This is a genomic window from Spirulina sp. CS-785/01 (genome assembly GCF_028330525.1).
Classification (GTDB): Bacteria; Cyanobacteriota; Cyanobacteriia; order Cyanobacteriales; family Spirulinaceae; genus JAQMSD01.
Window position 1 is genome coordinate 1 of the sequence record NZ_JAQMSD010000151.1, and the last position, 15,784, is coordinate 15,784.

At 46.7% G+C, this 15,784-nt stretch carries 12 protein-coding genes and 2 pseudogenes; 8 read left to right on the plus strand and 6 right to left on the minus strand.

Going from position 1 to position 15,784, the window contains the following annotated elements; all coding sequences use genetic code 11:
• Positions 1–1,492: CHAT domain-containing protein (locus tag PN462_RS10265; protein ID WP_272128075.1), on the plus strand; the 1,492-nt coding region annotated here is incomplete at its 5' end.
• On the opposite strand, the gene PN462_RS10270 is transcribed toward PN462_RS10265, so the two are convergent.
• Positions 1,473–2,333, minus strand: coding sequence for an HAD-IIB family hydrolase (locus PN462_RS10270; RefSeq protein ID WP_272128076.1), 861 nt, complete (start codon positions 2,331–2,333; stop codon positions 1,473–1,475). The genes PN462_RS10265 and PN462_RS10270 overlap by 20 nt on opposite strands.
• 128 nt (positions 2,334–2,461) lie before the next feature.
• Positions 2,462–2,575, minus strand: a pseudogene (locus PN462_RS23505) (IS607 family transposase); the annotation flags it as partial.
• Between the two features lie 79 nt (positions 2,576–2,654).
• On the opposite strand from PN462_RS23505, the gene PN462_RS10280 reads away from it, so the two are divergent.
• Both PN462_RS10280 and PN462_RS23510 read left to right on the plus strand, forming a co-directional pair.
• Positions 2,655–3,914, plus strand: coding sequence for a glucosyl-3-phosphoglycerate synthase (locus PN462_RS10280; RefSeq protein ID WP_272128078.1), 1,260 nt, complete (start codon positions 2,655–2,657; stop codon positions 3,912–3,914).
• A pseudogene (locus tag PN462_RS23510) lies at positions 3,913–4,088 on the plus strand (RNA-guided endonuclease TnpB family protein); the annotation flags it as partial. The gene PN462_RS10280 and the pseudogene PN462_RS23510, both read left to right, overlap by 2 nt.
• Before the next feature lie 23 nt (positions 4,089–4,111).
• Here PN462_RS23510 and PN462_RS10285 read toward each other — a convergent pair.
• The 3 genes from PN462_RS10285 to PN462_RS10295 form a co-directional block, all read right to left on the minus strand.
• Positions 4,112–5,215 carry a hybrid sensor histidine kinase/response regulator gene (locus PN462_RS10285; RefSeq protein WP_272128080.1) on the minus strand — a complete coding sequence of 368 codons (1,104 nt, stop codon included), beginning with the start codon at positions 5,213–5,215 and terminating at the stop codon, positions 4,112–4,114.
• A gap of 14 nt (positions 5,216–5,229) precedes the next feature.
• On the minus strand, positions 5,230–6,978 hold the full coding sequence (locus tag PN462_RS10290; RefSeq protein WP_272128081.1) for an EAL domain-containing response regulator: 1,749 nt from the start codon (positions 6,976–6,978) through the stop codon (positions 5,230–5,232).
• A 90-nt stretch (positions 6,979–7,068) separates the two neighbouring features.
• Entirely contained in the window at positions 7,069–8,163 is a 1,095-nt protein-coding gene (locus PN462_RS10295; protein WP_272128082.1) for a hybrid sensor histidine kinase/response regulator, read from the minus strand.
• 645 nt (positions 8,164–8,808) lie between these two features.
• On the opposite strand from PN462_RS10295, the gene PN462_RS10300 reads away from it, so the two are divergent.
• From PN462_RS10300 to PN462_RS10320, 5 genes are all read left to right on the plus strand, one after another.
• Entirely contained in the window at positions 8,809–11,241 is a 2,433-nt protein-coding gene (locus tag PN462_RS10300; protein WP_272128083.1) for a PAS domain S-box protein, read from the plus strand.
• Positions 11,214–11,951, plus strand: a complete 738-nt coding sequence (locus tag PN462_RS10305; RefSeq protein WP_272128084.1) for a response regulator — start codon at positions 11,214–11,216, stop codon at positions 11,949–11,951. Before PN462_RS10300 ends, PN462_RS10305 begins: the two co-directional genes overlap by 28 nt.
• Before the next feature lie 63 nt (positions 11,952–12,014).
• Positions 12,015–13,097 (plus strand): hybrid sensor histidine kinase/response regulator, encoded by a 1,083-nt coding sequence (locus PN462_RS10310; protein ID WP_272128086.1) that lies wholly within the window; start codon positions 12,015–12,017, stop codon positions 13,095–13,097.
• Positions 13,098–13,267: 170 nt separating this feature from the next.
• Positions 13,268–13,480 carry a type II toxin-antitoxin system VapC family toxin gene (locus tag PN462_RS10315; protein WP_272128088.1) on the plus strand — a complete coding sequence of 71 codons (213 nt, stop codon included), beginning with the start codon at positions 13,268–13,270 and terminating at the stop codon, positions 13,478–13,480.
• 121 nt (positions 13,481–13,601) lie between these two features.
• Positions 13,602–14,507: a D-Ala-D-Ala carboxypeptidase family metallohydrolase gene (locus PN462_RS10320; RefSeq protein WP_272128089.1), complete on the plus strand. Its 906-nt coding sequence runs from the start codon at positions 13,602–13,604 to the stop codon at positions 14,505–14,507.
• On the opposite strand, the gene lptC is transcribed toward PN462_RS10320, so the two are convergent.
• Positions 14,504–15,784, minus strand: a 1,281-nt coding sequence (lptC, locus tag PN462_RS10325; RefSeq protein WP_272128090.1) for an LPS export ABC transporter periplasmic protein LptC, incomplete at its 5' end; no start/stop codon positions are given. The genes PN462_RS10320 and lptC overlap by 4 nt on opposite strands.

The window sequence follows — 15,784 nt, forward strand, 5'->3', positions numbered from 1 at the left end:
AACTCCCCCAACTCCCTCCTCTAATCCTAGTCGCAATTTGGCCGCTCTCATCGGGGACTTAATTAATGCAGAAACCGTGATCGAGTCTCCAACCCCCGAACAATATACCTTGAACTGGCAAATTGCTGATACTCCCCTCCTCTTAACAGAGCTTACTCTCCCGTCCCCTACCTCGGCGACTCTCCTCACAACCGACTTCCCCTCCCCAACACCTCTCACTTCCCAAACAACAACCTCAACCCCAACCTCAACCCCAACCCCAACTCCACTTACCTCTCCTAGCACCTTGCATACCCTGACTGGGGATAATTTAGTCACTGCAATCGATCGCTATTTTACAGCCCAATACGAAAATTATCTGGGAGAGAACACCACAGATACAGAAGTGACTGCTTACAGTATCCGCGAGATGCTCAAAAATATTGAAGCCCAAACCGGGCAACGGTCTGTTATTCTCTACGCATTACGACACCCCCAAGGACTCCAGTTAGTTCTGGTTTTACCTCAAGGATCACCCCTTTCCCAAACCGTTCCCATCTCCTCTGGACAGTTAGGCCAAACCCTCCGAGAGTTGCGAAAAAACATCACCAACCCCAGACGAGGCCGTCAATTTTTGGGGGCTGCACAACAACTTTATCAGTGGCTCATTGCCCCCTATAAAGCCGAATTAGAGGGATTAGAGGTGGATACCCTCATTTTTAGTCTGGATGTGGGCTTGCGATCGCTCCCTTTAGCTGCCCTACACGACGGTGAACAATTTCTCATTGAACAGTATAGTCTGGGACAAATCCCCAGTGTCAGCCTCACTGATAGCCGCTATCGTTCCCTCAACCAGGCCCCAGTGTTAGCCATGGGAGCGTCAGAGTTTCCCGAATACGAACCTTTACCCGCCGTCCCCCTAGAATTAGAACTGATTACAGAATCTACTGGGAAATCCTTTCTCAATCAACAGTTTACCTTGGCCAATCTCTATCAACAGGCCCAAAATCCCGCTTACGAGATTGTGCATTTGGCCACTCATTCTAATTTTCAAGGGGGAGACTCCCATAATTCCTATATTCATCTCTGGGAGGAACGACTCCCCATTGACGGTTTACGGGAGTTGCAATGGGGGAAGACGCGGGAATTATTGGTGTTGAGTTCTTGTCGCACGGCCTTGGGGGATATACAGGCGGAGTTAGGGTTTGCGGGGTTAGCGGTGAATACAGGGGTTAAGTCAGCGTTAGCGAGTCTTTGGAATGTCCATGATTGGGGGACATTAGCCTTAATGAGTGAATTTTATCACCATCTCCAAGACCCGGCGGTGACAACGAAAGCGGAAGCCTTACGACGAGCGCAAGTGGCTCTCCTACGTCAGTCTGAATTAACAGCGATGGCGTTGCCAAAGGGGAACAATAACCATTCTGCGTCTCTCTTGAGTCAAGTACAAGGCCGGGATTTTTCCCACCCCTATTATTGGAGTTCGTTTTTACTTATTGGGTCGCCTTGGTGAGGGTTGCGTTGTCTGGGATGATGGCCTCACTGATTAAGTCTTGGACAACATCGGCCCAACCTTGGGGGGCCGGGGCGGGGGCCACTGGCCATCCCCGTGCTTGGAGTTGGGGATGGGGGCCTTTTTTGCCAGGGAGAATAATGGCTTGATCAACGACTTCCAACATGGGTAAATCATTGGGACTATTACCTAATCCTACGGTGAATAGGGTTTGGTCGGGATGGTTGCGCTGGTAGCGTTGGACTAATTCTTGTACGGCTTTACCTTTTCCGGCGTGGCGACTGATTAAATGGGAAAAGCGATCGCCCACGACCACCTCCGCCCCTAATTCTTTCACTTTCGCTGTAACAATTTCGGGGGGAATGGATTGGAGGGTGACAAAGGGTTCGCTAAATTCCCGTTTTTTCGCCCGTTTTAAGTCCTCTAGGGGTAACTGGGTTAATGCTTGCAGTTGGGCTTCACTCAGGTCGCCAAAGCCTTCTAGCGGTCGTTTTAAGGCGGTTTCAAGGGTTTTGAGGATGGCTCTTGCTTGACTGTAGGTCATTCCCAGACGCAGTAAATGGTACTCGTCGGCGTGTTCTTCCCTTTCGTGGGTAAAGTGGGGATTCCCTACCGGAATAAAGATACCACTGCCATTTTCGACAATGAAGGGGTCGGTGAGGTTAAGCCCATGACGTAAGACTTCTACCTCGGCACGGGTTTTACTGGTGACGGGGATGAGGGGAATGTCCTGTTGTTGTAATTGCGCGATCGCGGGCAAGGCCGCTTCATCACTGTAATCCTCTGCACCGAGTAACGTCCCGTCCAAGTCCGTGAAAATTAAGAGTTGCGGATTGGTCATTCTCCTCCATCACCGTTCATTCCTGAGACCCAAGCAAGAGCAATCTTGTCGGGATATTTCCGAAAACATCCCGACAGGACTTTTCTCTAACTCACCCCATAATTGTAGGCCGCTTTTGTCCCAGAACGGTCAATCACTGCCCAGTACAACCGTTTAAGACCGCGCTTGCTGTAATTCATTCCAGAACCAAGGTCTTGGATAATTTCGTGCTGCCAACCATTTTGAGCGCGGAATAACTCGATACAAAGTATTACGTTTAACAGCAATTTTTTTAGATTTGTTTAATAATTGAGAGAAAATTCAATAGGTTCAAGTGGTTATATGGACTACAAACAAGAACTGATCACCACAATCCATGATTATGGTTGTAATCTCAATCACCTAGAGAGACGACTGCTAAACCTCAGCGAAACCTCTCCCACTGCATTGATCATTCCTGCCTTGTACGAAGAACTGCAACGGCCAGCCCTAAGCCAGATTCGGGAACAGTTGCGGGATTGCCATTTTGTGAAGACGATTGTTGTTTGTCTATTTGCCACCTCCGCAGACCAGTATAAACACGCGGTGGAGTTTTTCTCCGTCTTACCGCAGAAGGTGTTTGTCCTCTGGGAAAATGGCGATCGCGTCATGACCATTCTCCACGAAGTCCGAGAGCGAGGACTGGATTTAGTGATGCACTTCGGAAAAGGGATCGCGGTTTGGTTTGGCCTAGGCATGGCATCCTTAGAAGCGGATGCCATTGCGGTCCATGATGCAGACATCCTCACCTATAACCGTTCCTACCCCCTTAAACTCCTTTATCCTCTCCTAGAAAAAGAATTCGGCATCGCCTTCAATAAAGCCTATTATGCCCGTATTAGCGGCGAACCCAGCCGCTTTCATGGTCGGGTTGTGCGTTTATTCGTCACTCCCCTCCTGCGGGCCCTGACAGAATTATTCGGAGAACGGGACTATCTGCGCTATTTAAGTGCCTACCGTTATCCCCTCTCCGGAGAATTTGCCCTCACCAGCGATCTCGCCCTTAATACGCGCATTCCAGCCAACTGGGGCTTAGAAATTGGCTTATTGGGAGAAGTGTATCGCAATGTCGCCCATAAACGCATTTCCCAAATTGACTTAGGGGTATTTGACCACAAACACCAACCCCTCGGTCAAGATACCCATGAGGGACTACAAAAAATGTGTGCCGATATTTTGCGGTCTCTCCTCCGGACCCTCACAGAAATGGAACAATTGTACATTTCCCGCGATCACATCCATGCGTTACGGGTCAAATTCCGCCGAGAAGCCCAAAACTTCACCCGTCAATATTTTGTAGATGCGCGGTTTAATGGATTCTTGTATGACCGTCATGAAGAAGAAATGGCCATCGAACAGTTTGAACGGGTCATCTTGGAAGCGGGGCGAGAATATGCTGATGATCCCCAAGGGGAGCAAATCCCCGACTGGACAAGGGCTTTAGCAGTAATGCCGGATTTACGGGAAGCTCTACAGGCGGCCTGTGAGGCAGATATGGCGGAAGCTCAGGGGTTAGCGGTCATGCCCAATATCCCGGATTCTCCCCTAGAGTTGATGGCGTGATAGAGACTGGAATGCTGCCATTAATATCCTGAAAATAGCCTTGAGTACGCGCTTAGCATAGCGGAACTTGGGTCTTGGACCTGAGCGCGGGACTGAGATTCGACCTCTACTTTGGTTGGAGCAATCCTGCCAAAGCAAGTTGGGTCTATGAATGAAGAATCCACGTCCTTCTAGGGCGTGGAGTGTCAATGCTTGAATCAGTTGACATTGCTTGAATAAGGCAACATCACCTGAACCGTGGTCTCTTTTTGGGGGGTGCTGTTGATGGTTAACTTGCCGCCGTATAACTGGACAAGACGTTGAACAATGCTTAACCCTAACCCAGACCCCTGTTGTTCGTAAAGTTTGCGCTCAAATTGCATCATTGCGCCAATTTGGGTGATTTGTTCAGGAGTCATCCCCCGGCCTTGGTCTGATACGGTGAAGATATAATGGCCGTCCTCTTGCCAGGATTTTAGAGTGATAGGGGTTCCGGGTTCGGAAAACTTCAAGGCATTACTTAATAATTCTTCGATAATTTTACCTAAGTCTAGACTAGCGATCGCAATCGACCCATCTTCTAACTGTAACAATAAATCCTGACCCCGTTTGGCTCGGTAGGCTTGTTTTTGGGCTTGGGCGGTGATATAACTGGCCGCACAGCTAATAGATTCTTGTCGTAATTGAGCAATACGCTCTGGTTGACACGCAATTAACTCTAACTCCGCATAGCGCAAAAAATTCTGGATCACCCGATATAACCGTTCCCCCGATTGCTGAATTTCTTGGAGCATTTCCCGCACATCGGCAGAGTCTAGGGACTCAAAATCCATTAACAGTAGGTCACTATAGCCTAAAATCCCATTGAGAGGGGTGCGCAATTCGTGGGGTAATGCCTGACTAATATTACTCCGTAACTCCTCCAACTGTTTCTGACTGCGTTGGGTAATAATATTCTGCTTGCGTAACCGACTCCGCACCGCATTTAATAATTCCTCTGGGGTACACGGTTTACTCAAATAATCATCTGCTCCCAATTCCATCCCTTTACGGGTGCTGGTTTTATCCGCTAAGGCCGTGAGAAAAATAAAAGGGATCATTTCGGTTTTCGGGACTTGGCGCAGGGCTTCTAATACCCCATACCCGTCTAAATCCGGCATCATGATATCGCAGATGATCAGGTCAGGAGAATGGGTTAGGGCGATTTCTACTCCTATGGCCCCATTTTCCGCGCTCAAGGTTTCATAGTCTTCAATTTCTAGACATTCCAGCAGATTTTCACGAATATCCATTTCATCTTCGATCACTAAAATTTTTGCCATAGGTCCACAGATTATTATTGAGAAATGACTAGAGGATTCACTTGTAACAGAGAGATGAAGTCAGAAGCGGGGATAGCAGGACTATATAAGTATCCCTGTATGCGAGTTTCTAAGGAACGAGGATTAGAAACTCTCTGTTGATGTTGAAAAAAGGCTAATTCATTGGTGGTTTCTACCCCCTCGGCAACTACCGTTAAGTTTAATCCTTGGGCCATGGTAACAATGGCTTGGAGAATGGTTTGATTTTGGGGATGGGTGGTTAAATGGCGCACGAAACAGCGATCGATTTTGAGGATATCAAAGGGAAATTGCTGTAAGTAACCCAAGGAGGAATATCCAGTCCCAAAGTCATCAATGGCTAAATAAACGCCTAGCTGTTTTAGGCGGTGCATTTGTTCAATGGCTTGATTGACGTTTTGAACTAATGTGCCTTCGGTGAGTTCTAATTCTAGGGTATGGGGGGGGAGGTGGGTGATGCGCAGGATGTCGTTGATTTTTTGGCTGAAGGGTTGGCTGCGAAATTGTCGGGCGGAGAGATTGACGGCCATGGACAGTTGCCGAAACCCTTGATCATGCCAACTGCGCAGTTGTTCACAGGCCCGCCATAATACCCAGTCTCCTAGGGGTTCGATGAGTCCGGTTTCTTCGGCGAGGGGGATAAATTCGCCAGGGGAGATGTAGCCTTTGCTGGGGTGGGGCCAACGGACGAGGGCTTCACATCCGGTGATTTTGCCGTCTCGGAGGCGGATTTGGGGTTGGTAGAAGACTTGCAGATGATCCCGTTCGAGGGCGTACCGCAGTTCGGTTTCGAGGGAGAGGTTTTGGGAGGAGTTGAGGGTGGAGACTCCACTGTAGAATTCGATGGTGTTGCCGCCGTTTTTTTTGGCTTGAGAGAGGGCTTTTTTGGCCTGTTGTAGGAGGTGATCAAGGGCTGTTCCGTCTTGGTGATAAAAGGTAATGCCAATACTGACGGTGAGGAAAATGTCTTGGGGGTTGACGGTGAAGGGGTAGGAGAGTTTTTCTTTGAGGGTGTCGGCTAAATGCTTGGCCTCTCGTTTGTGTTGGATGGGGGGGAAAATAATGGCAAATTCGTCGGCGTTGAGATGGGCAATGAGGGGGTTGGGGGAGAGGGATTTTTTTAAGCGATCGCTGATGGATTTTAAGAGATGATCCCCCATTTCGTATCCCAAGGTATCGTTAATACGACTAAAACGGTCAATTCCGATACAAAAAACCGGAATGAGTGATTCATTCCGGGGGTAAGCGTTACTATATTGATGGAGAAATTCTCCGAAGCGATCGCGCAAGGAAAGACGATTCGGTAATTGAGTGATCGGACTCCAGTGAATATCCGGAGAGGAGAGGGGAGTTTTGGGTTTTTGTTGAATGGCTTGATGACGGGCTAAACGAGTTTCAATGGCCTTGAGTAATTCTTCAGGAAAAAAGGGCTTTGTTAAATAATCATCCGCCCCTAACTCCATTCCCGTCCGCAAATCGGACATATTGGCCTTGGCCGTTAAGAAAATAAAGGGAATACTAGCGGTTACAGTATTTTTACGCAATAGATCAAGGACATAAAACCCGTCGATTTCCGGCATCATTACATCACAGAGAATTAAATCCGGTAATTGTTCGGTGGCTAACTGTAATCCCGTGAGGCCGTTTTCCGCTTCAAGGGCGATACAGTTTTCTGCTTCTAGGAGTTCAATGATATTTTGTCGAATATCCGACTCGTCTTCGATTACTAAGATTTTAGTCATCATTCCCTTTCTACCGATTTTCCCAAAGTTGGGACTTCTTTGGCAGTGACTTGTAACCCTGAATATCCCAATGTATCTATCTTAAATACATTTTCAAATAATTGGCAAGGTTACGGAAAAAGTTGTACCTGTTCCTTCTTCACTATAGAGTTCGATCTTACCTTTATGTAATTCAACGGATCGTTTAACAATAGCCAATCCTAAGCCCGTTCCCGATATTGTCCCCACGTTTTTTCCTCGGTGAAATGATTCAAAAATGCGATCTTGATCACTGATCGGAATCCCGATCCCTTGATCTTGGATGTGGAGGGTGACTTGTTGCCCATCTTTCTTACAGTGCAAAAAGATAGGTTTTCCTGTTGAATATTTGAGCGCATTCGTTAATAAGTTTTCTAAAATCAGGGTTAAGAGTTTATGATCTAAGTTGATTTCTGTGGAGACCTTTTCTAAGCATAAATTAATCGACTGATTGCTATTTTTGCTCACTTTTTGGATAATTTTTTGGCAAAAATGCTCTAAATTGAGAGGAAAGGGATGGAATTGAAGTTGCTGGTCTTCAACCCCACTAACCAATAAAATATCATCTAATAAACGGCTCATTTGTTGCACATTATTTTGAATGCGCTGAAGGTGAGTCTTTCTTTTTTCGTGATCCCAATTTTCTCCATACTTTTCTAGCAATCCTGCCGAAAAAATAATTGTCGAAAGAGGAGTCCGAAAGTCATGGGAAACAGTAGCCACAAAACGGCTTTTTAATTCATTTAATTCTCGTTCTTTTTGTAAAGATTTGCGAGTGGCTAATTCTGTTTGAGCGCGAGAAAGCGCAATTTCAATGGCAATATAAATATCTCGTTCTTCAAAAGGTTTGACAATATAGCCAAAGGGAGATATTGACTTTGCCCGTTCTAGGATGTTCTTATCGGTATAAGAAGTTAAAAAGACATGGGGAATTTCTAAGGTTTCCCAAATTATTCTAGCGGCTTCAATTCCATCCATTTCTCCCTGTAAAAGGATATCCATTAAGACTAAATCAGGTTTAATTTCTTTAGCCATTTCAACGGCATTTCCCCCACTTTTAATGACGTTAGGCACTTGATATCCGAGACGTTGTAAAGTTTGACGAATTTCTATGCCTATGCTAGTTTGGTCTTCAACCACTAGAATTATTTTTGGGTTTGAGTCTGGCATTATTACGCTTTTTAAAATGAGAATTGGGTAAGTTAATTTTTTTGATGTGATCTGGGGGTTTGACTCAATTCTAATAGACTATTCTAATAGACTATTGAGTTGTTTAGTTACCAACCACCAGTTGTAGCCCTAATGATTGACGTGCTTCCTCCTTAAAATCGGAGGGAAGTCCCACTCCATTATCACCAAAGATGAAAACTAATTGTTCTCTCTGTTAACAAAATTGTAAAATAATTTCACCGACTTGATGATGGGGAAAAGCGTATTTGAGTGCATTGGATAAAAATTCTGTGAATAATTAAACCATAAGGGATTGCCATATCAAGAAAATCTGCACCTGTGAGGGGTGCGGGGGAGGGAAATATCCGAAGCTATTGGGAAATGCGGAATTAATCAACACGACTCGTTGAGTCTCATCCAAGACTACACCCCCCTGTTGTAGATTTTCCAGTAAAATACTCAGATAAGAAGTGGTGACAATAGACTCGGCTTCATTTTTTGGCGATCGCTGATATCAATACCCACAGCAACCACCGACTGCTCTTAATTATACGTCTGAGCGGTCCCTAAAAAGTAATAAGTTTTACGCTCAATTCGTTAACCTGAATAATTACATCAAATTACATCAAAGGTAATTTTGTTCTTGTGCAATTCCTTCTTTCCCAAATCCAACAAAATGCCCGTATAGAGGAGATTTTCTCTACGGCAGTTAGCGGAGTTCGTCAAATGATAAACTGCGATCGCGTGGTTTTATATCGACAAGAGACTCCCCACTCCGGCATTCTTGTAGCCCAGTCTGGAGAGATTGTTAATTTGCCGCTAGACTCCCCTTCTAGTTCAGTTTGGGAGTGGTTTTGTTCTCCCCAAACGGTGACGCATCGCTTCGAGAGTCCTGCCGCTTCTCTGCCGGAGTTACAACAGACGACCATGGCCGCATGGGTGACAAGACCCATTATGATCCAACAAGGGGGAAAAACAAGACAGTGGGGGGTGCTGATGGCAGAGCATGGGAGTCCCAAACACTGGTCTAGGGAAGCCTTAGCGGAATTGGAAAATGTCGCGTTATTAATCGCCATCGCACTTCAACAAGACGCTCTCTGGCAACGGGTGCAAACCACAGAAGAAAATTTTAATTGTTTTGCGGATAACTCCACTGATCTCCTGCTGAGAACCACCCTAGAGGGGGTTTGTCTCTACGTTTCCCCCGCTTGTCAGTCCATGTTGGGTTATTCTCCAGAGGAGCTATTGGGCCAACCCTTTACCCATTGGATACATCCAGAAGACTTGGCCGTATTAATTCAATATATTGACCATCCCCAGGACTTCCCCGCTATTGTGCAGTATCGTCTCCAACATCGAGACGGCCATTACATTTGGGTGGAGGCCAAAGGAAAAGCGGTGGGCGATCCGCAAACCCAAGATTATTATGAATGGTATGCCATTTGTCGGAATATTAGCGATCGCGTGGCCGTCCAAAAGGAGCGATCGCGCCTCATTACTATCTTAGAAGCCTCCACAGACATTATCGGCATCTGTGATGTAGAAGGGAACACCATTTGGGCCAACCAACAAACCCGCCAACTCTTGGGCCTCACCCCCGACTGTGATCTCACTCAAAATTCCATTACAAAATATCATCCCCCTTGGGCAATAGCTCTCCTCCTGCAAGAAGCCTTTCCCACCGCAAGAGACAAGGGAGTCTGGCTAGGAGAAACCGCCCTCCTCACCGCCGATGGCCAAGAAATCCCCCTCTCACAAATGATTATTGCCCATTACTCGCCCCAAGGTGAAATTGAGTATTTTTCCACCATTGCCCGAAATATCAGCGATTTTAAGGCCCTAGAAACTCAACTACGGGACAGTGAACAGTTTTTGCGGGACCTATTAGACAGTTTAGAAACCTTTGTCGGGGTAATGACCACCGATGGAATTTTAATTGAAGCCAACCGGAGTCCCCTAGAAGCTGCCGGAATTCAGCGCGAGGAAGTCTTAGGGAAATCCTTTGATCAGACTTACTGGTGGGGGTATTCCGAGGAAGCCCCGGCCCGAATTCGGGAGTCTATTGAAAACGCCTTACAAGGGCAACGAGTGCGCTTTGATATCCCGGTGCAAGTGAAACAGCAAGAGCAGATTATCATTGATTTTGCCCTGACTCCTATCTATAATACCCAAGGCCAAATTCGCTATTTAATCCCCTCTGGCATTGATATTAGCGATCGCAAGGCCATGGAAACCCAACTGCGCCAAACCAATGCCGAGTTACAACGGGCAACACGCCTCAAAGACGAGTTTTTGGCCAATATGAGTCATGAGTTACGCACCCCCCTCAACGCCATTCTGGGGCTATCTGAGGCATTACAGGAAGGGATTTATGGCTCACTCACCTTTCAACAACAGGACTCCCTGAAAACCATCGAACAGAGTGGACAACATCTCCTCCAACTGATTAATGATGTTTTGGATTTAGCGAAGATTGAAGCGGGGAAAATGGAACTCCATCTACACCCTGTTGAGATTGCCACCCTCTGTCACGGGAGTTTCACCTTTATTAAACCCCTTGCCACCCGTAAAAAGATCCAACTGGAGCAGAATTTAGACCCCCACACTTTGCAAATTCAGGCCGATGAATTACGCTTGCGTCAAGCTCTCCTCAACTTATTAAGTAATGCAGTTAAATTTACCCCAGAAGGGGGGAAAGTGACCTTAAACGTACAAGGCCACCCAGAGACTAAAACCCTGAGTTTTCAAGTGATTGATACGGGAATTGGTATTGCTTCCCAAGATTGCGATCGCTTGTTTGACTCCTTTGTCCAGATTGATAGTAGCTTCAATCGCCATTATGCTGGCACAGGGTTAGGGTTGGCCCTCGTTAAACGCATTGCCGAAATTCACCAAGGCACAATCCGCGTCACCAGTGAATTAGGGCAAGGGAGTTGTTTTACCCTCACCTTACCCTGGCAACCGGAACAATATCAGCCTCTGCCCCCTCCTCTCCCCACCTCCCCCATTTCACAGCCGGAACTCTCCTCATTATCGAAGATTCCGGCATTATGGCTGAACAACTCACCCGGTATTTAGGGGAAATTGGATTAAAGACCATTATTTCTCTTTATGGAGAGGAGGCGTTATCCCTCGCGCTGAATTTGAAACCCCAAGCGATTTTGTTAGACTTACGACTTCCGGAGTTATCCGGGTGGACTATCTTGGAGAAATTGCAAAATCATCCAGACACCCGCCAAATTCCCGTCATTGTCATTTCTATTGAAGATGAACCCTCCCAAATAAAAAGGAAAGGGGTGCAGGGCTATTTGGTGAAACCGATTCAGCGATCGCAATTATATACCGTCCTTTCCCAAGTCTTATCCACCCCCTTTGTTACTCCTGGGGCTATTCCGTCCTCTCCCCCAGTCACTCCTCCCCGGAAAAAAACCGTCTCCCCCTCTTTACTCATTGCCCATGAAGATCAAACCGCTATTGATACCCTTTGGGAGTATTTAAACGCCAAACGCTATCATCTCAGCTATGCACAAACCGGGGAAGCTGTGATAGAGCAAGTGAAAGATCATTCCCCCGATCTGATTCTTTTAAAATTACCAGTCACTGCTGTGGACGGATTAAAATTAATACAACAATTGCGGGGCATTAATGCCTCAATTCCCATTATCGTCCTCACAGCATCCACTGCACCAGAGGAGAACTCCCTCTATGTGGAAACGGGCGCAACGGTTTGTTTGAGTAAACCCGTCCGTTTACAACAAATTGCTCATGCGATCGCAGCACAATTGTAATCCTAATGTTTTTTGTCTGTGTCTTCCCTATGTCGAGAGTGTATCCTGTACTAATCATTACCCATGACCGCAAAAACCATTCTAGTTGTTGATGACGAACCCAATAATTTTGATGTGATTGAGGGGCTGTTATCTGAACATAACTATGACCTGCATTATACCTCCAGTGGGTTAAAAGCCCTGAGTCGTCTGGACTCTTTGCAACCAGATTTAATTTTACTAGATGTGATGATGCCCGACTTAAACGGGATTGAAGTGTGTCGTCGTCTGAAAGCGGGACTCTGGCAACATATTCCGGTGATTGTTATTACGGCCTTGACGGCCAAACAAGATTTAGCGGAATGTTTAGAAGCAGGGGCCGATGATTTTATTAGTAAACCCGTGACAGGACTAGAATTGCGGGCTAGAATCCAATCTATGCTGCGGATTAAGGAACAATACGACGCACTCAACGCCAATTTAAAACTGCGAGAAGAATTGTCTCATGCTCTAGTGCATGATATCCGCAATCCCCTCGCCAGTATTATTTTTGCCACCAGTATCCTGAAAAGTACCCTGGCCAATCAAAAACAACAGCAAAAACTAGAGCAAATTTCCCTAGCGGCCCAACGGTTACAACGATTTGCCGATGAATTATTGTTAGTGGCCAAAGCAGAAGCGGGGAGTTTGGTGTTAAAACCGGAATCGGTGGACTTTGGCCAATTGGTGCAGCAAGCGGTGATAGATTTTGAGGCGATCGCGCAACCGAAAAAAATCCACATTCATTACCAATATAATCCCTCTCCCTATTCTATTGCCGTAGATGGGAATTTATTCCGCCGAGTGATTGATAATCTCTTATCCAACGCCATTAAATTTTCCCCCTCCAACAGCACCATCCACGTTAAACTAGACTATCGGGCCACTCCCTCCCCCCAAGTCACCCTGCGCATTGTTGACGAAGGATCAGGAGTGAGTCAAGAAGTGCGCGATCGTATTTTTGAGCGTTATAACATTGGCCAAACCATGGAAGGAGTCGCCCAATTAGGATTAGGGTTAGCCTTCTGTAAAATGGTCATCGACGCACATCAAGCCCAAATTTCCGTAGAAGACAACTACCCCAAAGGCTCTATTTTTACAGTAACTATCCCCCAAGGGGAATTATAAGCGTAACTGCCAAATTTTGTCTCTGACCTCCCCCAAAACCACCGCAGAATAGCCACAGTTATAACTCTAACTATCCCAAAACTTGCTCATTTAGATCACTGATGACTATAGATTAGGTTCTCATTAACTAGATTCCGTTGAGACAAAAAGCACTCTCTATGTGTCGAGAAATGCTTCGAGAGCCAACGATTAAAGTGATTGCTTATACCCCTGAAATACGCGAGTTAGGATTAGACTTATATGGGAAACGTTTAGATAAAGGTTATAGTCTCACAGATTGTATTTCCATGATAGTGATGCAACAAATGACTATTGCCGAAGTCCTGACCCATGATCGACATTTTGCCCAAGAGGGTTTTACGCTTCTGTTTCAAGACTCATAATTTCTGAGGAATTTCATGGTCAGATAGAGCATGAGGTGAGAGAAATTGCGTTGTGTAGGTGACTAATGCCCAAATCCTGACTATATTGGGGTCAGATTCTTTCGTAGGAGATCATTCAGGGATGTCAACATTACTTGTCACCCAAACCACTATCTTCAAAACCAAACCCATCCCATCGAGTAAACTGGCCAACAATGATAAACTGACCGTTTACCGGGGAGAATACGGGATTAAAAACGCTACGAAGACCGGAAATCACTATAAAGTCAGCTTAGATCATGCGTTGGGGGGACGCACCGACTGGTATGTGTTTCAAGGTCACATGGAGGTGTTAAACGCTGCAACGCTGGTGATTACCGATGATACGGTGTTTAAAACCAAACCGGTCCAGTCGGGGAGTCTTTCGGATCAGGAAAAAGCCATGGTGACACAACGGGAATTAGGGGTGAAAAGTGCGGACCCCCGTGGTAATCATTTATTGGTGACATTGATGAATCCCATTGAAGGCCGCACCGAATGGTATGTCTTTAAGGGCCATGTGGACACCATGAATATTGAAGATTATGCTCCCCCCCAAGAAACTCCCCAATCTACTCCCCCGCAAGGCCGGATTGTGCGGATTTCGGGGATTGGCCAAGTGGGAATTTTGGATTCGATTGTCAGTGGGGGGAATTTTACCTGGAGTGAAGCAACGAAAGGGGGAAGTCGTCTTCCGGTGAATGCAGGGGTGACAAATCAGATTATGACGATGGCTAAACGGATGGATGAGGTGCGGAGTAAGTTGGGCGATCGCCCGATTACGATTACCAGTTGGTATCGCCCCCCTCGCGTCAATCGTGCGGTGGGTGGAGCGCGAAATTCCAGCCATTTAAGGGGGCATGGGGTAGATTTTGTGGTTTCGGGAATGTCCCCCCGTGAGGTGCAGCGAGAGCTTGATCCCTGGTGGAATGGGGGGTTAGGTTACGGTCGCACGTTTACCCATTTGGATAATCGCGGCTATCGCGCACGCTGGAATTATGGCAGTTAGTCTTGGGGAATGACTCGCGTCATCACCCGGCGATTTTGTCCGGTGCGGGTGACGGTGATGGTTTTTTTGTTCAGTTGACCCACTGCTCTCGCTCCGGTTACGTTCATGGGTGGGTCAACTTGTTGATAAATCACATTGCCTTCCGCTTCTAGGCGTTGTGCGTCAATATTCCAGAGGATTTTTTGCGCGTAGAGGTCGGCTTCTTCGTTTTGGCTGAGTCCTCTTACTCCGTCTTGCAGTCGGGCGATTTTTTGGTCTAGGTTGACAAATCCTCGGTTGCCACTGACGAGGACATTTTCTTCGAGATGATACAGTTGCACAGGTTCATTGCTTGATACGGTGCGTTCGATCAATGTCCAGATAATGGAGTTTGAGGCAATTTGTAGGGGAGGGTCTTGGGAGGTGGATTTTACATTGTCGGTGAGGATGAGGACTTGGGTTTCGAGGTTCATCTCTCCTTGGTCGGCTAAGATGCGATCGCTGATTTTCTTTTCTGTTTCAGTCTGGCCGGCAACTGAGATTTCTTCGTAGCGGTCGGCCTGCAAGGGTTCAGGACTCTCTAATTTCTGTTCGGGAACATACCAAATGAGCTTTTCGGTTTTCAGTTGTAGGGGGGACTGACGGGCCGTGGCGATAATTTCCCCGGTCACTTCTAACCGTTGCTCTTGACTCCAATATTGTCCCTGTTGGGCGGATAATTCTACTTGTTCATGGGACCCCTGCACATTCTGACGCACCACTAACCGACCTTCATCGGGAAACCAGTCCAACTCCTCACAACGCAAACTCACTCCATTGCGGGGGTCAGTGGCGATGATATTATCCCGTAAGAGAAGTTTTTCCCCATCTTGGATAATTTTGCCGCGATCGGCCTGAAATTGAACCGCTAATTCTCCTTCAGAAAAGAGATTCCCTGTTACTTTCTCTAGGTCAGCATTTTGTTGATTTTCACTATAAACGGTTTTTTTGGCGTTAATTTTCCAGAGGGGTTGTCCGTCTTCGGTGGAGTTTTCGAGGGTGGCATTTTGGAGGGTGAGTTGTTGGTCTTCGATTACTGTGTCTGCACTGTCTTCTGTGCTAGTCTCTGTAATATCAGGAGGGGGTTCACATCCCCCCAGGAATACACTCACCCCCAACACCACCCCCACCAGTCGCTGAGGACGCAAAATAGCCCAAGATTGCAGAATAGACATTGGTAGTTGATTGTTGATGGTTGATAGTTGGGGGAGATGGGGGAGTCGGGAGTCGGGAGTTGGGAGTCGGGAGTTGGGGGAGAT